23 protein-coding genes and 2 pseudogenes are annotated in these 19994 nt (G+C 42.5%); 12 read left to right on the top strand and 13 right to left on the bottom strand.

Features of this window, described 5'->3' with window-relative positions:
• Nucleotides 1-4: 4 nt before the first annotated feature.
• The 7 genes and pseudogenes from HNR44_RS08185 to HNR44_RS08155 all read right to left on the bottom strand — a co-directional run.
• The gene (locus HNR44_RS08185; protein WP_184403675.1) at nt 5-610 is read right to left on the bottom strand and encodes a recombinase family protein; all 606 of its coding nucleotides are present in this window, start codon (nt 608-610) and stop codon (nt 5-7) included.
• Nucleotides 611-1045: 435 nt separating this feature from the next.
• On the bottom strand, nt 1046-1252 hold the full coding sequence (gene copZ / locus HNR44_RS08180; RefSeq protein WP_114374098.1) for a copper chaperone CopZ: 207 nt from the start codon (nt 1250-1252) through the stop codon (nt 1046-1048).
• 92 nt (nt 1253-1344) lie between these two features.
• Nucleotides 1345-1731: a transcriptional regulator Spx gene (gene spx, locus HNR44_RS08175; RefSeq protein WP_184403674.1), complete on the bottom strand. Its 387-nt coding sequence runs from the start codon at nt 1729-1731 to the stop codon at nt 1345-1347.
• A 30-nt stretch (nt 1732-1761) separates the two neighbouring features.
• Nucleotides 1762-2034: a glutaredoxin family protein gene (locus HNR44_RS08170; RefSeq protein ID WP_184403673.1), complete on the bottom strand. Its 273-nt coding sequence runs from the start codon at nt 2032-2034 to the stop codon at nt 1762-1764.
• Nucleotides 2035-2047: 13 nt separating this feature from the next.
• Nucleotides 2048-2722, bottom strand: coding sequence for a hypothetical protein (locus HNR44_RS08165; RefSeq protein WP_184403672.1), 675 nt, complete (start codon nt 2720-2722; stop codon nt 2048-2050).
• A 13-nt stretch (nt 2723-2735) separates the two neighbouring features.
• Nucleotides 2736-2906: a hypothetical protein gene (locus HNR44_RS08160; RefSeq protein ID WP_184403671.1), complete on the bottom strand. Its 171-nt coding sequence runs from the start codon at nt 2904-2906 to the stop codon at nt 2736-2738.
• Between the two features lie 13 nt (nt 2907-2919).
• Nucleotides 2920-4660, bottom strand: a pseudogene (locus HNR44_RS08155) (copper-translocating P-type ATPase); the annotation flags it as partial.
• Between the two features lie 228 nt (nt 4661-4888).
• Here HNR44_RS08155 and HNR44_RS08150 point away from each other — a divergent pair.
• The 9 genes from HNR44_RS08150 (at nt 4889) to HNR44_RS08110 (ending at nt 11291) form a co-directional block, all read left to right on the top strand.
• Entirely contained in the window at nt 4889-5485 is a 597-nt protein-coding gene (locus HNR44_RS08150) for an SAM-dependent methyltransferase (RefSeq protein WP_184403670.1), read from the top strand.
• An 83-nt stretch (nt 5486-5568) separates the two neighbouring features.
• A complete protein-coding gene (locus HNR44_RS08145) occupies nt 5569-5829 on the top strand; it encodes a metal-sensing transcriptional repressor (RefSeq protein WP_184403669.1) in 261 nt (86 codons plus the stop codon).
• A gap of 78 nt (nt 5830-5907) precedes the next feature.
• Entirely contained in the window at nt 5908-6384 is a 477-nt protein-coding gene (locus HNR44_RS08140) for a DsrE/DsrF/DrsH-like family protein (RefSeq protein WP_184403668.1), read from the top strand.
• 14 nt (nt 6385-6398) lie between these two features.
• Entirely contained in the window at nt 6399-6755 is a 357-nt protein-coding gene (locus HNR44_RS08135; RefSeq protein ID WP_246407198.1) for a rhodanese-like domain-containing protein, read from the top strand.
• Between the two features lie 148 nt (nt 6756-6903).
• Nucleotides 6904-7305, top strand: a complete 402-nt coding sequence (locus HNR44_RS08130; RefSeq protein WP_184403667.1) for a DsrE/DsrF/DrsH-like family protein — start codon at nt 6904-6906, stop codon at nt 7303-7305.
• 19 nt (nt 7306-7324) lie between these two features.
• Nucleotides 7325-8455, top strand: coding sequence for an MBL fold metallo-hydrolase (locus tag HNR44_RS08125; RefSeq protein ID WP_184403666.1), 1131 nt, complete (start codon nt 7325-7327; stop codon nt 8453-8455).
• A 70-nt stretch (nt 8456-8525) separates the two neighbouring features.
• Complete coding sequence (locus HNR44_RS08120; RefSeq protein ID WP_184404116.1) at nt 8526-8753, top strand: sulfurtransferase TusA family protein; 228 nt, start codon at nt 8526-8528, stop codon at nt 8751-8753.
• Nucleotides 8754-9004: 251 nt separating this feature from the next.
• Nucleotides 9005-9394: a DUF302 domain-containing protein gene (locus HNR44_RS08115; protein ID WP_184403665.1), complete on the top strand. Its 390-nt coding sequence runs from the start codon at nt 9005-9007 to the stop codon at nt 9392-9394.
• A 235-nt stretch (nt 9395-9629) separates the two neighbouring features.
• Nucleotides 9630-11291: a sulfate permease gene (locus HNR44_RS08110; protein ID WP_184403664.1), complete on the top strand. Its 1662-nt coding sequence runs from the start codon at nt 9630-9632 to the stop codon at nt 11289-11291.
• A gap of 412 nt (nt 11292-11703) precedes the next feature.
• On the opposite strand, the gene HNR44_RS08105 is transcribed toward HNR44_RS08110, so the two are convergent.
• Nucleotides 11704-11883 (bottom strand): hypothetical protein, encoded by a 180-nt coding sequence (locus HNR44_RS08105; RefSeq protein ID WP_184403663.1) that lies wholly within the window; start codon nt 11881-11883, stop codon nt 11704-11706.
• Nucleotides 11884-12477: 594 nt separating this feature from the next.
• Between HNR44_RS08105 and HNR44_RS08100 the strand changes: the two genes are divergently transcribed.
• Entirely contained in the window at nt 12478-12888 is a 411-nt protein-coding gene (locus HNR44_RS08100; RefSeq protein ID WP_246407196.1) for a rhodanese-like domain-containing protein, read from the top strand.
• A gap of 382 nt (nt 12889-13270) precedes the next feature.
• Nucleotides 13271-14089 (top strand): annotated as a pseudogene (lgt, locus tag HNR44_RS08095) (prolipoprotein diacylglyceryl transferase).
• Between the two features lie 384 nt (nt 14090-14473).
• Here the strand turns inward: lgt and HNR44_RS08090 are convergent.
• A complete protein-coding gene (locus HNR44_RS08090) occupies nt 14474-14752 on the bottom strand; it encodes a metal ABC transporter solute-binding protein, Zn/Mn family (RefSeq protein ID WP_184403662.1) in 279 nt (92 codons plus the stop codon).
• On the opposite strand from HNR44_RS08090, the gene HNR44_RS08085 reads away from it, so the two are divergent.
• Nucleotides 14722-15495 carry a C40 family peptidase gene (locus tag HNR44_RS08085; protein WP_184403661.1) on the top strand — a complete coding sequence of 258 codons (774 nt, stop codon included), beginning with the start codon at nt 14722-14724 and terminating at the stop codon, nt 15493-15495. The genes HNR44_RS08090 and HNR44_RS08085 overlap by 31 nt on opposite strands.
• 117 nt (nt 15496-15612) lie before the next feature.
• On the opposite strand, the gene HNR44_RS08080 is transcribed toward HNR44_RS08085, so the two are convergent.
• The 4 genes from HNR44_RS08080 to resB all read right to left on the bottom strand — a co-directional run bounded on the left by HNR44_RS08080 (nt 15613) and on the right by resB (nt 19906).
• A complete protein-coding gene (locus HNR44_RS08080; protein WP_184403660.1) occupies nt 15613-16134 on the bottom strand; it encodes a TlpA family protein disulfide reductase in 522 nt (173 codons plus the stop codon).
• A 242-nt stretch (nt 16135-16376) separates the two neighbouring features.
• Nucleotides 16377-16931 (bottom strand): thiol-disulfide oxidoreductase ResA, encoded by a 555-nt coding sequence (gene resA, locus HNR44_RS08075; protein ID WP_184403659.1) that lies wholly within the window; start codon nt 16929-16931, stop codon nt 16377-16379.
• Nucleotides 16932-17031: 100 nt separating this feature from the next.
• Nucleotides 17032-18222: a c-type cytochrome biogenesis protein CcsB gene (ccsB, locus tag HNR44_RS08070; protein ID WP_184403658.1), complete on the bottom strand. Its 1191-nt coding sequence runs from the start codon at nt 18220-18222 to the stop codon at nt 17032-17034.
• A 37-nt stretch (nt 18223-18259) separates the two neighbouring features.
• Entirely contained in the window at nt 18260-19906 is a 1647-nt protein-coding gene (gene resB / locus HNR44_RS08065) for a cytochrome c biogenesis protein ResB (protein WP_184403657.1), read from the bottom strand.
• Between the last annotated feature and the right edge of the window lie 88 nt (nt 19907-19994).

The raw sequence follows: 19994 nt of genomic DNA, 5'->3' as shown, positions 1-19994 counted from the left end.
TAAGTCAAAGATTCGATTCGTATTCTTTTACTCTTCGATAAAATGTATTCCGTTTCATTCCAACACGATTCATAGCTTCTACAGCTGTTATCTTCTGTTGTTTCCATTCTTGATAGACTGATGGAAATGTGTCAGTCATCTCAATTTTCCTTCTACCAAATTTTACTCCTTTGCGAATTGCAACTTCTACCCCTTCTTTTTGCCGTGCCCTTATTCTATTTCGTTCATCTTTTGCCATGTAACTCAATAATTGCAGGATTAAGTCCGAAATTAATGTTTCAATGCCGTTCAAATCTTTATATCTTGTTGTATCAAGAAGGGGCATATCCAACACAATAATTTCAATTTCCTTTATTTGTATCAGCTCTTGCCATTCCTCCAGGATCATTTGTTTATTTCGTCCCAGCCTATCCAAAGATTGAATATATAAAATATCTCCACTCCTGAGCATACGTTTCATTAGTTGATATTCTGGCCGTTTGAAGTCTTTTCCACTTGCCTTTTCTATGAAGACATACTCTTCGGGAATTCCCATTTCTTTTGCAACTGCAACCTGTCTTTCCACAGATTGATCTTTACTGCTAACCCTTACATTAAAAAATTTCCTCATGTATTCTGTCTCCTATTCATTTTCGAACTTACATTAAAATGAATTACATTATTTTACAAATCCACTTTTATAGAATAAATTTATTATATTTTAATTTCAAAATATCTACAATATAATTGGAATATTTCAAAACCAATTATGTTATAATTATGAAATATGAAAATAGTGGGAATCACCCCCTTTCAAAAAGTACACTTTTTGAAAGGGTTCAGGACAAATATAATCGCGCACAGAAAAGAGTACAATATGTCTGCAGAAACGGAAACCCAACAAAGAAGATTGAACATTCTGGGTGATGATGAATTCAAAGCGATTTTTGGTAGACCGAATTTTACATATGAAGATCGTTGTCATTTCTTTTCACTCTCCCAGCCCGAAAAAGAGTTGCTGAAAGGGACCGTGCACTTACGCGCGCGATCCCTCCACTTTTAATATTTAGGCTACATCATATCCCTGATCTTCAATCTCTTCTGTAATTTTTTCCAGATCTACTTTGTTCGGATCAAAGGTGACATCTACTTTTCCTTCACTTAAATGAACCTTCACATTATCTACGCCATTTAGGTTGCCGACATTACCTTCAATGGAGTTTACACAATGACCACAAGACATCCCTTGTACGTTTAATGTCATATCCTTCATGATTTTTTGCTCCTTTCGTATCTCTTGTATAGCTAAATAACTTTCGGCACGTGTTTGCAATGCATGACATCATTTTATTCTAACGTCATTGCCTACACATATATCCCCTCCTTTAATTGGTTTCGAACAGATCGTGGGAGAAAGCGGCGGATCTCCTCCTCATGATAGCCGGCGAGCAACTGCCTATCATCCATAATAATCGGTCGTTTTAAAAGCGATGGATATTTACATATGATGTGGAAGAGTGTATGCAAAGATAAAGCTTCCACGTCGAGCGCCAATTCTGCAAAAGCCTTCGATTGTCTGGAAATGACATCATCGATGCCGTTCTCTGTCAATGAAAAAATGTGTTTGACCTCATCGATGGTCAGTTTCGTTTTCGTTATATCTATTTCACGAAAGGGAAGCCGATGTTCTCGTAACCAATCCTTTGTCTTCCGGCATGACAAACAACTTGACGATGTATACACGGTAATCATGTGCTGATCCACTCCTAGTTTACAGTAAAATCACATCTTTTGAAGCAACGATTTTATCTCAGATGCATTGCGCTCAAATCCAGTAAAGACTAGTGGTCTTTTCATTTTTCCCAGCAGTGACTTTTTGGTGAAAACAAAACCCGGTACAACTTTCGATCCGGTTTGTTTTTTTAAGTCATCTTCTTTCTCGGCTGCTTTGCTTACGTCATACTCCGTGTAAAGCACATTTTGTTCGTCCAAGTACGCTTTACTTTCTTTGCAGTCGGAACAAAGTGGATGCGTATATAGCTCGAGTTCATACATACTGATCCTCCTCTCATTCCTCCACTTGAATGATAAATGAAAACGTGATAACACCGGCATCCTCATATTTGAACTCTGCCCATACCTTATACAGCCCCGGGTGATTAATATGGGTTTCAAAAGTGGTCCCATTTTCTGAAGTCGGGTGAACATGAATAAATGTCTCCGCAGCTTCATCAAGAATGACCACATGTCCTAGGCCCCCCAAATAGGGTTCCGGATCTTCACCATGCAAATAAAAGTCTAGCGTCGTAGGACCGTTGGTGCTCAAACCTTCTGCTTCCAAGGTGACCGTCTTCCCATCGATATCTTGAGTCCGATCTTCACTCGCCGAGAGGGAAGCTGAGGGACTGGGCTGATCCTCTTCGCCTACCTGAAGGTCATTCGGTTGGACAACATAGTTTCGATCCTTCGGAGCAATATCGACAAAGGCTTGGTAACGACCGTCTTCAAGTTCTATAGACGCGGCATAACCCCCATCCTCCACGCGTTCAGGATGAAGGTGGATAAAGTCTTCCAGGTCATTGGAGACGATGATTAAATGCATCGCTTCTTCATGGGTTTCTTCTAGTTCAGGCACCGTTCCGTGTACATCCTCCAGCTGAACACGGGCTTCGCCATTGTGATAGGAAACATCGGTATGAACTTCGGATTCTCCAGCAGTTTGGTGGTTTTGGTGATCATCCATTTCTTCGTCCTCCTCAAGTATACGCTGATGATGCTTCATGGCTCTCATGCACTTCTTCGCTATTTCCGTGATCTTCATGCATGTCATTGCTCTCTAACGGGTTCTCACCCGTGATGGCCGTGTAGCTGCCAATAACAATCGCCACATACAAGACCCCCACGAGTGCCCAATATTTGACTTTCACGTTCTTTCCTCCTTTATCTACTTAACTTCAACCATTGCAAACGTAAAGCATTTAAGACGACGGACACCGAACTGAAGGCCATCGCTGCCCCGGCTACCCATGGGGCAAGTAGACCGGCTGCGGCAATCGGGATCGATGCCGTGTTGTAAAAGAAGGCAAAGAATAGGTTCTGCTTAATGTTACGGATCGTTTTTGTACTGAGCTGAACGCTATCCGCCACGCTGTGCAAGTCGCCGCGCATAAGTGTGATATCGGCAGCTTCAATCGCCACATCCGTTCCTGTTCCCATCGCCATCCCAATATTGGCAACCGCGAGTGCCGGTGCATCGTTAATGCCATCGCCAACCATCGCGACTTTTTTGCCTTGGTCTTGGATTTTTTTTATTTCTTCGGCTTTTTGTTCCGGGACGACTTCCGCAATCACTCGGTCAATCCTGACTTGCTGGCCGATCGCTTCTGCCGTTTGCTGGTTGTCTCCGGTTAGCATCGCCACTTCTAAGCCGAGGTCATGCATCCGTTTGATTGCGTCTTTGGACGTTTCTTTCACCGTATCGGAAACAGCGATCATCCCGGCATACTTACCGCCAATGGAAATGAGCATCGCTGTCTTTCCTTCTTTCTCAAAGGCGGCCATCTCATCGCCGGCAGATCCAACCGTGACCGATGATTGCTGCATCAGTTTACGAGTCCCGATGAGGACTTCGTCTCCACCGACAGCGGCACGAACGCCAAATCCTGGCAACGCCTCGAAATCTTCGGCTTCTCTAAGAGGTCCCTTTTTCCTCAATGCCCTTCACTATCGCTTCTGCGAGGGGGTGTTCTGAGTTTTTCTCCACGGCACCGGCAATCGCGAGCACCGTTTCTTCATTGAAATCAGGCGCAACGACAACATTTGTCAAGGCTGGTTCCCCTTTGGTCACCGTCCCCGTCTTGTCAAGCACGATCGTGTTGATCCCGCGTGTGTTTTCCAGGTGCTCGCCGCCTTTAAAGAGCACACCATTCTCAGCCGAACGACCGGTCCCTGCCATAATGGAGGTTGATGTAGCAAGGCCTAAGGCACAAGGGCAAGCGATAACGAGCACTGTAATGAGAGGGACAAGTGCTGAACGCAAGTCTCCTGGTTCAATCACAAAGTACCAGATGAGAAAAGAAGCGATCGCGATTAATACGACGATCGGGACAAAAATCCCCGAAACTTTATCGGCCATCCGTTGGACGTCCGGCTTGGTTCCTTGTGCTTCTTCCACCACTTTCACAATTTGGGAAAGGGCCGTGTCTTTCCCGACTTTCGTTGCTTCGATTTGAAGAAGGCCATTTTTATTGATCGTTGATCCGATGATTTCGTCTCCTTGTTTTTTATCGATCGGAATGCTTTCACCTGTGATCATCGATTCGTCCACAGCCGATTGGCCGTCATGAATTTTTCCATCGACAGGTACTTTCTCTCCGGGGCGAACCATGACTACGTCACCCACAAGCACTTCTTCAATGGCGACTTCCATTTCTTCTCCGTCGCGAATAATACGCGCCGTTTTCGCTTGCAATCCGAGCAGCTTTTCAATGGCTTGGCTCGTGCGTCCTTTGGCACGTACTTCAAACAGTTTCCCGAGGACCACGAGTGTAATGATCACTGCCGCTGCCTCAAAGTAAAGGTCTGGCATCCCTTGTTGACCGGTAGCGAACCATTCCCAGCCTAAAAAGATACTGTACAAAAAGGCTACTGTGGTACCAAGGGCAATCAGTACATCCATGTTGGTGTAGTTTTAAAATAAAGTTTAAACAAAAAGACCTCACAAACCCTTATATTACCGTAAACAGGAAGAAGCCATTCGGAAAAAAAATTGATTAAAATGGATTCTTTCTTTGCGCTTCGGTGTTCAATTTTTATAAAAAAGTTTGATCATTTTCTGAACAGAAAATTCCTTTCCCACTTGAATACCCTTACGGGCAATGGTATACTGATCATAAATCGAGGTGGTCATATGAATTTATGGGATGAGCGTTTTCAACATAAACGTTATGCATTCGGTAAAGAGCCAAACGTTTTTTTAACAGAAGCCCAAAACAACCATCACATAATCGAACAAAATGACAATGCACTTGCAATTGCCGAAGGGGAAGGACGCAATGCTGTGTATTTAGCAGAGTTAGGAGCTAATGTTGCTGCTTGGGATTTCTCGATTGAAGGGTTAAGAAAAGCTGAGCGTTTAGCTTTTAAATACGATTTACACGTAGAAACAGAACATGTAGATTTAAATGATGCGCAATGGACCTTTGATCATTGGGATCAAATTGTATGCATTTACGGTCATTTTTCTCCACATTTAAAAGCAAGAACAATCGATGGTGTGAAGAAGGCTTTAAAGCCAGGCGGACATTTTATTTCTGAAGCGTATTCCATTTATCAACTACCATATAATAGTGGAGGACCTAAATCCGAGGACATGCTTTATGACCCAATACAATTACTGGAAGCCTTTCAAGATTGGAAAATCAAGCACTTTTATACCGGAGAAACCATTCGTAACGAGGGGGATCATCATCATGGGTTAGCGCATGTCATTCAAATAATTGTATAAAAGCCATTTTAAAAATGAACCTATTGACATTATACCCCAGAGGGTATAAAATGTAATTAAATGAAAGAAGCTGGTGATACTCAGTGGAATACAATGAACAGATGAAGAATCGAGTGAAAAGGATTGAAGGTCAACTTAAAGGCATATTGAAAATGATGGAAGAAAATAAAGACTGCAGAGATGTGGTAACACAATTATCGGCATCTCGGACAGCCATAGACAGAACAATGGGTTTAGTTGTGAGTGCAAATTTGATCGAGTGCGTCGAAAAAGCAAACGAAGAAGGAGAAGACACGCAAGAATTTGTGGATGAAGCCGTAAATTTACTAGTAAAAAGTCGATAATGATAGGTAATAAATTACCTATCAAATATTTTTCCAATTAGCATACCCCTACCGGTAAAGGTATATGAGGAGGATGGAATGACTCAAAAAAGGACCACGATTGTATTATTCAGTGGTGATTACGATAAAGCTATGGCCGCTTATATTATTGCTAACGGTGCAGCAGCATATGACCATGAAGTCACGATTTTCCATACGTTCTGGGGGCTAAATGCACTACGAAAAAACGAAAACATTGAAACCGACAAAGGCTTTTTAGAAAAAATGTTTGCGAAGATGATGCCACGGGGTGCCGAGAACATGGGATTATCAAAAATGCATTTTGCCGGTGTGGGACCAAAGCTGATCAAAAAGGTAATGAAAAAGCATCAAGCCTTGCCTCTTTCAGAACTAGTTGATATGGCGCATGACCAAGACGTGAAATTGGTTGCGTGTACGATGACGATGGATTTGCTCGGTTTACAGGAAAAAGAGTTGCGCGAAGAGATTGATTATGCCGGTGTGGCAGCGTACCTTGCCGTTGCCGAAGACGGCAATGTCAATTTATTCATTTAAAGGAGGCGATTCAATTGTCCGCCGTATTTGCCATTCTGTTTGTGGTTATTATGATTTTTTTCATTATGCAAATGAGCCCGATAGGCGTAAAGCAAATGGACACGGACGAACTGCGAACGAAGCTACAAAATAAGGAAGTACAGTTACTCGATGTACGTACAGAAAACGAATTTGCCAGTCGTAGCATTCGAGGGGCGAAAAACATTCCCTTGCATACGCTCAAAAAACGGATCACTGAATTAAATCCAAGCATCGAAACCGCGGTCATCTGTCAAAGTGGCATGAGAAGTTTAAAAGCATCAAAGCTGTTGCAAAAACACAATTTCATAAATGTGAAGAACGTTAGAGGGGGGATGAACAATTGGAAGTAGATTATTAGGGGAGCCGCAGTGACCTCGCAGCCCAAAAATTATCGGATAAAGGTTTTTACAATGGAAAAAATGTAGTGACGAGCATAGCAGAATGGGATGGCCAGACCGAAGAAACAATTAATCATTTATTCATTTGGAGGAATAAAAAATGGAAAATAACACACGTGTAGCAATAATCGCAGCCAATGGTGGCATGTTTGATGCATACAAAGTGTTCAATATTGCCACGGCAGCGGCAGCATCTGATAAAGAGGTAGGCATCTTCTTTACATTTGAAGGACTTAACCTGATTCATAAGGAAGCGCACAAGAGCCTGTCGCTTCCGGAAGGAAAGGAACATTTTCAGGAAGGTTTTGAAAAGGCTAATGTACCGGCCATTGGCGATTTGTTGGAAATGGCACAGGAGATGGGCGTGAAAATGATTGGCTGTCAGATGACAATGGATGTGATGAATTTGGATAAAGATCATTTTGTTGATGGTGTTGAAGTCGGTGGAGCAGCAACATTTATTGAATTTGCTAAAGACGCTGATGTGTCACTTACATTTTAATCCAAGGAGGTAATGGCGTATGTCCCAAAGCATAGCAACAAAAGAACTTGCACTTCGCATTGTAAATCAGGAAGAAACTTTCATTCTTGACGTTCGGAATACGGATGATTTTGATGATTGGAAGATAGAAGGGGAAAGCGTTGAAATCATCAATGAACCTTACTTCAACTTGATTGATGAGGTCGATGCCCTCGCTGGAAGAATAAACAAAAATCAGGAAGTCATTGTCGTTTGCGCAAGAGGTAATTCTTCCAAAATGGCTGCTGAAACGATGGAAGAAGCAGGCTTTACAAATGTTTATGATCTGGAAGGCGGAATGCAAGCTTGGAGTCAACATTTGGAGCCGGTCAAAATAGCGGACTTGAGTGAAGGTGGCAGCCTTTATCAATTTGTGCGCCTCGGCAAGGGTTGTCTGTCATATATGGCAGTTTCTGAACAAGAAGCAGCGGTGATCGATGCCAACCGGATGACGGATGTTTATGAACGTTTTGCTCAAGAGAAAGGTGTCACCATTAAGCATACGATCGACACGCATCTTCATGCTGACCATATTTCAGGCAGTCGTCAACTGGCCGAAAATACTGGCGGATCGTATCATTTACCGCCGAAAGATGCCGGTGAAGTCACGTTTGACTATAAACCATTGGAAGAAGATCACGATATCACCGTTGGCAATACCACCATTAAGGTACACCCGCTTTACTCCCCTGGGCACACCATTGGAAGCACATCGTTGATCATCGATCAACAATACTTGCTGACAGGAGATATTCTGTTCCTGAAATCCATCGGACGTCCGGACTTGGCCGGAAAGGCTGATGATTGGGTCGGTGACTTGCGTGAGACACTGTACAGTCGTTATAAGAAGCTATCTGATGAGCTGATCGTATTGCCTGCCCATTATTCATCTGTAGAAGAGCTGGGTGAAGACGGCAGTGTCCAGGCAAAGCTTGGTGACTTGTATCAGCGTAACGCAGGATTGCAAGCGGAAGATGAACAATCATTCCGGGATATGGTGACCGAGAATCTGCCACCGCAGCCAAATGAGCACGAGACGATCCGCCAAACCAATATGGGAAAAATAAACCCGGAAGTCGAAGAACAACGTGAAATGGAAACGGGACCAAACCGTTGTGCCGTAAATGCTTAAAATACTGGTGTAAGGCTCATGTCAATTGTAGGAATATAAAAATTGCTATCAAAATGAGGAGGAACTTATGATGGAAGCAGCAAAAGTATTAGATGCAAAAGGATTGGCATGCCCAATGCCGGTTGTGAAAACGAAGAAAACAATCGAAGAGATTGACTCAGGTGACATTCTGGAAGTTCATGCAACGGACAAAGGAGCTAAAAGCGACCTGGCAGCCTGGACAAAATCCGGAGGCCATGAATTGGTTGATGAAGCAGAAGAAGAGGGCGTATTGAAATTTTGGATTAAAAAAGCTTAGACAAAAGGAACCGGGGCAAGGCGAAAGTGTTTAACCCTAAAAACGAACCATGAACGGTGGTAACGGAGGAAAGTGAAGAATATTTCCGTGCGGGTCTACACCCATCATGTTTGGATTTTTATTTGATCAAACACTTTTGTCCCTGCCTCTTTCCTTTAGTTCAATTTCTTTTAAAAAATTAAATAATGATTGATTTTATCTAAATTCAAATGCGAACTCAATACACTATGCCTTAAAGGGAGGGATCCATCATGTTTCATTATACTGTTGAAACGAATAAATCTGTGAACGAAGCAGTGAGCGCGTTGGAAACCGCATTGCAAGAAGAAAAGTTTGGGGTGCTGTGGGATTTCGATATTAAGGAGACGTTGGAGAGTAAAGGATTTGATTATGACCGGGATTACAGAGTACTTGAAGTTTGCAATCCAAAAGCAGCAAAAGACGCTTTAACACAAAATCACATGATCGGGTATTTTCTGCCGTGTAAAATCGTTGTCTACACCGATCAAGGGAAAACAAAAATCGGAATGCCGAAGCTAACAACACTCATTGCTCTGATAGAGGATGATTCCCTCGACACTTTTGCAAAGGATATTGAAGCCAGACTGATATCCTGCATAGACCAATCCGTAAATGAATAAAGACTGTCACACAATATGTGATGTTAAACGATCAGGGATGGAACTTACAGGACCGAGACAGTTCTATCCCTTAAAGTTATTCGCACATAGATTTCATCCTCGGCCTCCCCTCCCAGCTTTCAGCATTGACAGAAATCGATCTACTTTCTAATATACTGATTTCGGTATATTGTGATGAAACCCAAATTCGAATGATATAGAAGGTAAACTAACTGTTGAGAAGGGGAGAAAGTATGTGTTAAAAAAAATGATCCCTGCCCTGGAGTGGATGCACCATTATAAAAAGTCCGATTTAAGCGGGGACTTGTCAGCGGGGTTAATCGTAGCCGTAATGCTTATCCCCCAGGGGATGGCATATGCAATGCTTGCCGGTCTGCCTCCGGTTGTTGGTCTATATGCGTCCACGATCCCATTAATTATCTATGCATTGTTTGGTACGTCCCGACAACTCGCTGTCGGGCCGGTTGCAATGGTCTCTTTACTAGTGCTGACCGGGGTATCGACGGTTGCCGAACCGGGTACAAATGAATATATTTCATTAACGCTATTACTCATGTTAATGGTCGGTGTGATTCAATTTCTGATGGGGATATTGCGACTTGGATTTTTGGTCAATTTTTTATCCCATGCTGTTATTAGCGGTTTTATGACCGCAGCAGCCATTATTATCGGGATCAGTCAGCTAAACGATTTCATCGGCGTTGATTTGGAAGCTGATCATGCACTGATGCAGGTTTGGGAAGCCATGATGCGAATCACGGAAATCAATCCTGTCACGCTTGGTATAGGGATCGGGAGTATTGGTCTTCTTATTCTTTTTAAAAAATATGTTCGTAAAATACCGGGCCCGATCGTGGTAGTCGCCGTAAGTATTTTAATCGTTTCGCAATTAAACCTGGAAAGATTGGGTTTGTCCATCCTCGGAGATATCCCTCAAGGTTTGCCGGAATTTTCAATCCCGGCTTTCAGTATCGATGCAGTCATCGCATTGCTACCGATGGCTTTAACGATATCATTCGTCGGTTTTATGGAATCAATTGCAATGGGAAAATCACTTGCCGCTAAAGAAAAATACAAGATTGATCCAAACAAGGAATTGGTTGGATTAGGACTTGCTAACGTAGGGGGTTCTTTCTTTTCAGCTTATCCGGTGACCGGAGGGTTTTCCCGTTCAGCTGTCAACTTTGAATCCGGGGCAAGAACGCCATTGGCTTCCATCATTACGGCGGTCTTGATTCTCCTAACCCTATTGTTCTTTACCGGTTTTTTCTACTACCTGCCTCATGCGGTATTGGCAGCGATTATTATGGTGGCGGTCTATGGATTAATCGATATAAAAGAAGCTAAGCACTTATTTAAAATACGCAGTGTCGATGGTTGGACATGGGTCGTTACCTTTGCCGCAACCCTTGTCATTGGCATTGAGCAAAGTATTTTAATCGGGGTGGCATTTTCATTAATCATTTTTATTGCAAGAAGTGCGTATCCGCATATAGCTGAATTGGGGTATTTGCCGCAAAAAAATGTTTTTCGTAACATAAAACGTTATCCGGAAGCAGAAGTGGATCCGCAAATAATGATTTTTAGAGTCGATGCTTCTCTCTATTTTGCAAACATGACCTTTTTAGAGAATAAATTACAGGAGCGTATAGCTGAAAAACCTGATATAAAATGGATTATTCTAGACTTCTCCGGGGTGAATGCCATAGACGCGGGAGCGATTCATTCGCTTGAAGAAATCATGGAATCATGGAGGCAAGGAGATATTAAGTTCTTGCTTGCCGGAGTAAAAGGCCCGGTTATGGACCTTTTGAAGAAAGCAGAATGGGATGATAAATATGGAGAGCAATTCCAATATGTATCCGTGGAGGATGCACTGAGAGGAATCGGAAAATAGAGGAATGTAGGGGCAAGTGTCCCCACAGATGTTTTAGTAAATAGGTCAAAAAGGATAGGAAAATATTGAGTAAGACATAAGATAATACCACCTTTGCCATATTTCTGATCCACCTATGACACAAAATTGAGCCATGTCTGCCATAACTGAGCCAGTTTTTTAGTGATTAAATATCGTGAAATCCTTTGGCTTCATGCCCAAGGAGTCAGTCAAAGAGGGATTGCTTGCAGCTGTTCGAGTTCGAGGAATACCATAAGTGATGTTTTAAAAAGAGCGCAGAACCATGGGGTTTCCTGGCCATTTGAAAAGGATTGATCAGACGCAGAGCTTCAGAAATTTTTATATCCAGAGAAAGATGGAGGTTCCAGTTTTCGGAGAAAGCAGGATTGCGAATATATCCATAAGGAATTGGCTAAAAGTGGTGTAACACTTTCTCTTCTATGGGAGGAATACTGCCTAAGCTGCAGATCACCCCGCCGTCACGATAGTCCAGTGTAACACCTTCAGCCATACTCGTTACCCGCTGATCCATCGCTGCACGAATGCCATTTACTTCTTCACAAGTATGTTCTTGCTCAGGGATTGAAGACAAAGAACAGCCTCATGAAGTCCCACATAATCCAACCATCAAAAATAATGTAAACATGAGCAAAAGCCGTTATGGCCACCCAAATCCCTAGCTGTTTCCTCCAGTGCAGCAATAATTTCGTGCTGTTGCTAAACTTTGAAGATGATCCAAGAAGGAGAATCGCTACGATGTAAAGAACAGATATGTCGGCAAAAGCACGGTTCCAGGCATGCATCGGATCCCATTCTCCTCTTAAAAAGAGAAAGAAAGCCATAAGTGCCACGGTTACAAAGAACAAGGAAATATGTTTTTTGATCGCTCGGCTCATTCCTTTTCTTTCATTCCTTTCCTTACGCTTTTTTATCAGTATATAAAAAATGTATGAAAAAACTATGGAGATCTGGAACACCGGGCAGCTTTTTCTTCAAAACGATCCTGGGGCATCTTTCATAAGAATACTTCATTATTTCTTCACTTTTTTCACCTACACTAGAACTATGGGGAAAGATGAGAAATGATAAAAGGAGATAAACACAATGATTCCTCAGTAAGGGCATACATTGAATGTTCAAGGGTCAATAACTTCATCATCTGGATACTTATACAGGGGGGAAGCAATTGCGGGGTAAATATATCATGCCCATTGTTTTGACGGTAATAACTTTAGTGTTTTTTCTAACGTTTAACCCATTTACGGTTGAACCTGAAGCCGAGGAAGCAGGGGAGTGGGTAGAGATTAACCAAAACAAGGTGAGTGCAGAGATTGGTGAGGCAAACGTTGAATTGGTTGACTTGCGTGAAAAAGAGCTTTACGACGAAGGACATATCCCCGGTGCGATTCATATTCCTTACGATGAATTTCAACAACGTTATAACGAATTAAGCGATGACAACCGGATCATCTTAATTTGCCACACAGGGAGCATGGGGATTGATAGTGCGGACTTTCTTGTTAATAACGGATTTGATGATGTCGTCAATTTTGGTGGAGGAATGGCCGTTTGGGAAGGGCCACTGGAAACAAATTAAAGACTAGCATTGCCCATCCTGATTTATTTTGCTAACGTGTAAAATCCCATGGCCACCGTTTGATGACCATTAATATGATGGTATGATTTTGTGATCTTATATTGCGTGTAATATAGGGTCACATTTTTGTGACAAAGGGAGTTCTTCATTATTTCTCCACATTTTTGTCTTAACGTAAGTCGTAGTTTTTTAAAGGGAATTTGTAAATACCTTAATGCTATTACTACGCAGGTAAAACCATCTATTTGGGAAAGAAAATTCTCATAGAACTTATTGTCAAGGTCAGGGAATTTTTGATCAAATGCCAGAAATGAGTGAAAAAATGCTGCTTTCTAATGCACAACCATTAAACCCCGTTGCCTTTGAAATCTTCGGCTAGCCGATATATTGGTATGGCGTTATTATCATTCTGGTGCCTTACTAGGGTACGTATTAGCCAACCGTGAAGCCATACGTCGTGGACTTCCAAAAGACTTTTTCGCGGACTTACTCATCTGGGCAGTTCCAGTTGCACTGGTTTTTGCAAGGATGTATTATGTCATCTTCAACTTGGATTATTATTTGGAAAACCCAGGACAAATAATTGCAATCTGGGAAGGTGGCCTTGCGATCCACGGTGGGCTAGTTGGTGGCGTTCTTACTGGGTATGTATTTGCAAAAATTCGAGGCTTTTCTTTTTGGAAAGTTGCAGATATTGCAGCCCCAAGTATTTTACTTGGGCAAGCCATTGGACGCTGGGGCAATTTTATAAACCAAGAGGCTCATGGCGGAGAGATATCGAGAGAATTTCTTGAAAATCTTATGCTTTCCGATTGGATTATCAATCAAATGTTCATTGATGGCAGCTACTATCATCCAACTTTTCTATATGAATCCATTTGGAGTTTCATCGGGGTTGGAAATTCTTCTTTATTTACGAAGAGTCAACATGAGGCGTGGTGACCTTTTTCTCACGTACGTTATTTGGTACTCATTTGGACGTTTCTTCATTGAAGGATTACGTACGGACAGTTTAATGATCTTTGACTTCCTGCGTACTGCACAAGTCATTTCCATTGTTTTAATTGTCGGTGCTGTCATCACTATCATTTATCGAAGAAAAACAGGCTTATCTAGGATCAGGTATTTATCCGATGATTCACCGAAGAAAAATAACAAGAATAAGAATAAGAATAAGAATAAGAAAAGGGAAAAGAAATAAGAAGAGGTACGAATGAAGACAAATAGCCAAGGATGATGCTCCAAGCGATTTGAAGCAGAAATATTCCTAAGTTTTGCATTTGAAATGAACAAAAACAGCCAAGAAACCGTATCAATGCTGGTTTTTTGGCTGTTTCCTTTTGTCAAAGAGTTGTAGGAGAAATCAGCCCATTTACTTCCCCTGAAATTTTTTCATCTATCCTAATGGCAGGCATTTTTGCTGTAATCAATCTCAGTTCACTTTCTTTAAGCCCACATTTAACGGACACTTCTTATTTTTATTTTCACAAACGAGGACCCGGCGCTCCTTGAATAGACGCCTTCTTCTCAGATGCGCTGGAAAAGGCCAGGAACTTTCCAAATGAAGCATCCTCCAAGCGCTCCCCTACTCATTCAACGCTGTCTCCAACGTCTCAATATTTTTCCCCATTATGCTGAAATAGTCTTCATTATTCTCCATGTCTTCTTCGGAAATGGATTCCAAGTTTCGAAGCACCAGGCTTTCTGCGCCGATTTCCTCCTGAATCACTTCGGTGACGGAACTGCTCACGTTATTTTCAAAAACGACGTAGCCGATATCCTCTTCTTCAGCGATTTCGACGATTTCGGCAAGCTCTGGGGGAGGAAGTTTAAATGAAAATGAGAAAACTATTTTTATCTTCATCACTCGTGACAGTTGTTATGTTTGCTCCAATGTGGAGTGAAAGTGCTTCCGCATATGCTGAGCCAGACGAGGATGATCATAGCGTCCAAGATGATTATACAGAGGATAACATGGGCACTTCCCAAACCTATCTCATAACAGATGACCAGGGTAGTGAAGTGGAGCAATTACAGTCTGAGTTAAGGAATCAAGGGTACACTGTTCAAGTCGATGGGGTGTTTGGTCCTGAAACAGAAGATGCTGTTAAAGAATATCAAAGCGATCAAGGCCTTGTTATAGATGGAATAGCCGGCCCAAATACATATCAGGCATTAGAACCAGACACTTCAAGTAATGGTGATCCGTCAAATGAAGATTCAGAAAACCAAGATCCAGCCTCTTCAGATTCAGATATTGTTGCAACAGCTCAAAGTGTACTGGGAACGCCTTATCATTGGGGCGGCACAACGCCTGATAGATTTGATAGTAGTGGCTTTATCAACTACGTGTTTGATCAAAATGGCATCGATGTCTCTCGAACACATGCAGAGATGTGGGAGAACGATGGGGAACACGTAACGTCTATGAGCATTGGGGATCTTGTGTTTTTCGAAGGAACGTATGATACGACAGGAGCTTCACACAGTGGCATATATATCGGGGATAACCAAATGATTCACGCAGGGAATAAAGGCGTTGTTCAAGCAGACATCACCAGTGATTATTGGCAAGACCACATCATTGGAACCAAAACCATGCAGTAACTTATCATAAAAAAAAGCTGTTGCTATGATTCGCTCATAGCAACAGCTTTTTTAGATCAACGAATTCCGGATATCGTTCAATGAGACGCTAAAAATCCATTCATACTTTATGGATAGTCATAAGAAAGGTTGGAGTCTCTCCTTAAGCATTTCTTCGGTCACTTCTCCCATGATGATATCAACGATAATGCCTTCTTCATTAATCAAATACGTGGTTGGAAGACCAGCGACTTGATACTCATCAGCCATTTCCCCATCCGTGTCGAAGAGGACAGGCATGGTAACTGGTTGTTCATCTAAAAATTCCATTGCTTCATCCATCGTACGCTCAAACGATGACATATTGACTGCTAGCACATTAACCTCTTTGTCACTAAATTCCTGATGGACTTGATCAAGCAGGGGGAATTCTCGAATACAGGGTTCACACCAAGAAGCCCAAAAATTCATAATGACAAACGTGCCACGTACATCGTTTAAACTCATACTCTCTCCTTCGGCTTGCGGCAACTCCATATCCGGGGCTTCTTCTCCCTGATTGACACCCACCGGTGGAGAAGAAACAGAATTATAGATGATTGCTCCCATCACCAACGTTGCAATCAGAAGAGCCCCTATGCTGCTTATTTTTCGAACCATTCGTATTCCCCCACTGACCCGTTTTCTAAGGAGAATAGCACTATTCCACCTTCCGGGTTATCTAACATATCTCTTGAAATCTTAAATGCTCACCATTGTTCATCTAAATCATTTGACTTAATCGTAGTGTGCAATCTGTATCGTCAATGCCCATTGAAATAACAAAAAAGATCTTCGGCTTTTATTTTGTTCGTTATTTGCCTACGCTGTCACGATTAAATTTTTAATCGACTACGACCGTGTTAAGAAGCTGCAGGGTCGACCATTTGCATAAAATCTTGGACGTGTTCTTCGCTCATGCCTCCGACGCGAATGTGAACAACCTCCCCGTTTTCATCAATCATATAGGTTGCCGGGAGTTGCCCAACGCCATAATGATCCATCACATCGCCATTTTCATCCATCAGGATAGGGAAGGTTAACTGAAGACGTTCAGCAAATCGATCAATGGTCAACTCGGATTCCCCCACATTTACGGCAAGAATTTCAACATCATCATCCAAATACGCCTGATGTTGATCTTCCATATAAGGCATTTCTTCCTCACAAGGTGGGCAATAGGTGCCCCAAAAATTAAGAAATACACCTTGCCCTTCATAATCAGCAAGTTCTACCCTTTCACCATCCATATTGATCAAAGTGAAATTGGGGGCTTGGTCTCCTTCAGAAACCACTTCCTCCGTGTGAACAAAATTGGTATAAAACACATAAGAAACAACGACAGCAAGCGTTATTAATACAGCCGTACGCATCCATAGGCGTCGTCGTTTACGTTTAGCCCTCTCCTCTTTATCCATAGTCCACCTCACTATTGATAGATTGCCATTGATGGCGCTTTTAGGCGTTTCCTAAACGTGTTCTCTCTGCATGGATACCTTATCAAAGATGCTTTTGATTCTAAGCATAAGAGTGAAGACCTGCAATAACAAGGTTGACGAATATTAAATTAATCATGATAATCGCGAAACCAACCACAGCCAGCCAAGCAGAAGGCTCCCCTTGCCAACTGCGATTCAACCGTAAGTGCAGGTAAGCTGCATAGAAGAGAAAGGTAATGAGTGCCCACACTTCTTTCGGGTCCCATCCCCAAAACCTTGTCCAAGCAATTTGAGCCCAGATCATGGCAAAAACAAGCCCTCCTAATGCAAAAAGTGGGAACCCAATTGCTATGGCACGATAGCTTATTTCATCCATTAAGTCCGGATTGACCCTTTTCACGAATGGTTGTAAAAGAGTCCCTATACGTCTCCTCGTTATTAAACGAATCGCCCCAAATAAAACGAGACCAGAACCAAAAGCCCATGCTGTTGTGTTCAAAGAATCACTATCAATCCAATCGGGCATTTCGAACCAAGGTTCCATTCGATCTGAAGAGAGCAACTCTCCCTCGTTCGGACCAAATATCGGGGGAAGATCATAAATGATTTCGGCTGGTTCTTCAAATTCATTGACATAAGCAAATTGAGCTTCATAACCGAATGCGTTAAACGCGTTGGTCAAAACGATGAAGGCAAAAAGCGTCATAAAAGTGTACATAATAAACTCGACGCCAAACGTCCTTTTGGTTATTTTTTTCCCTTTTAAATCAATTGTCCGTAAAAGGTAAATGACCCCGGCCCCAAAACTAACGGCAAGAATCCCTTGCGCCAACCCTGTTGTTAACACGTGAACCTCAAGCCAATAGGTCTGTAAAGCTGGTTGTCGTGGTTGATATTCAGTTACAAACACTGTGGCATATCCGATCATGAGCATCACAACAGGCAATGTAACGACGCCTAGGACGTTACTTCTATATATGCCATAGATGATCACAAAAGCGAGACTTAACGTAATACCAAAAAATGTGAGATACTCGAACATATTACTAACCGGGGCAAACCCGACCGTGATCCATCTGGTCACGAAATACCCTAAGGCAAAAACGAGGCCACCAATGGCTGTTATATATCCGAAAAGACCCCAGTTATTTCCCGTTATCCGGCCTTCTTTATTCCTCCATTTTCGCCCTGTCACAGAAACCGCGTATAACACCGTCGCAACCAAATAGAAGAAAAATGCGATCGTGAGTAGGGTCATGCTTAAACTCATCTTTATTTACCTCCTATACTTCCATTAAGAGTGAACCTTAGCTATTGTCCTTGTCCTCTCCCTTCTCGTATTCATCATCGATTTGATCCCGAGGCGCCGTAATGCCTGTCTCTTTCGTGATCGCATCGATGTCTTTTTTCAGGGAGACCCAGTGTTTATTCGTATGAGCAGCAAGCCAGACCTCTCCGTCGTTTCGTTGCAACCAAATGCGACGATGCGGCCAATAGGATCCTTGTATAAGACCGATAAGGAAGACAGCTCCTCCGGCAATAAGATAGGGGAGGGTGTTATCTTTTCGAACGGTAAGACCTGTTACATCATTAGTATCAAGACCATCCAACGCAAACTCGTACCGATTCTCTTCTTGATCAGGGCTCACATTGTAATTCGCTTGAATACCGAGAAAAGTGTGTTCCAATGCTTCTGTATCCGGGTTCACCATTTCAAAAATGAATGCCGGATTGTCCGGGACATCATTTTCCGTTGTTGGCACGCCCTCATCATTCATATAGAAATTCGAGAAGTAGCTATGAATGCGAACATCCTCCCCATTATCAAGGGCATACGTATCATCAGGTTCATTTAAGTCTACGGTAAAGGAACCCACCACCTCATCGGTTTCCGTGTCCTCAACTTCAAAACTCAGTTCTTTTAACTCATCCAATTTATAGTCCACTTGATAAAGGGCATAATCGTCGAAGTGGAAGGCATCATTGACTTCTATCGGGTGCCGATCGACTTCTTCCAACTCTTGATCGACGCCCAGAGGGCCTTCTGGTGTATATAATACTGCGTCTGTCCGAAATGTTTCTTCGAATTGAAGGGCGGCACTTGCTTCCATGCCATCCGCAAAAATTTCGTCATCTTCATCAAACTCTTCGTATGTGAATCCCTGATTCTCAACGTAATAATCACCGGATGTACCAGGAACCACTTCGGTCTCGCCTTCACGAACCCACATATTTTCATCTACATACATGCCCGGGAAAAACCGAAGCGATGCCCCGATTAAAAATATAATCAGCCCGATGTGATTCACATAAGGCCCCCACCGTGCCCAACGGTTTTTCTCCGCCAGTATATGGCCGTTTTCTTCCCGAATGTTGTAACGCTTCTTTTTCAATAGATCTTGGGCTGCTTCAAACGTGTGGTCGACATCCTCCACCCGACTTGTCCCAAAAATACGCTGACGTTTCATAAAACTTTTGTGTCTGGTTACACGCTGCGATTTCAAAGCTTTATATAACGGAAAAAAACGATCGATACTAGCAATGATGATCGATACACCCAGCGCAGCGATCAACAACATATACCACCAAGATCCATACATATTATGCAACCCAAAGGCATAATAAACTTGGCCTAATGCTCCGTACTCCTCTGCATAATGCACTTCCGGCGTTTCGCCGGGCGGGATAAACATCTCTTGCGGGAAAATGGTTCCGAGGGAAGAGGCAATTAGTGTCACAATTATAATGCCTATCCCTACTTTGACAGATGAAAAGAAATTCCAGATTTTATCGATGATGGATGTGCTATATGTTTGGGAACGACGGGCGGCACCCTCGTAACGCATGTTGAGCAATCGGTTCGAATCAGGATCTGCCAGTGGTTTGCCACATGATCCACATACTTCTGTGCCGTAAGGGTTGACTCGTCCACACTCGCATTTTTTATTCATCATGAGCCCCCCATAAATCTAGTTTCATAGATGATCAGTTTTTTGATTTTCTTTGACTCAAATCGCTTTTCGAAAGAAGTTCTCAAAACCA

This window comes from Geomicrobium halophilum, from assembly GCF_014207655.1.
Lineage (GTDB): Bacteria > Bacillota > Bacilli > Bacillales > Marinococcaceae > Geomicrobium > Geomicrobium halophilum.
This window is presented reverse-complemented; position numbering and strand designations above follow the sequence as displayed.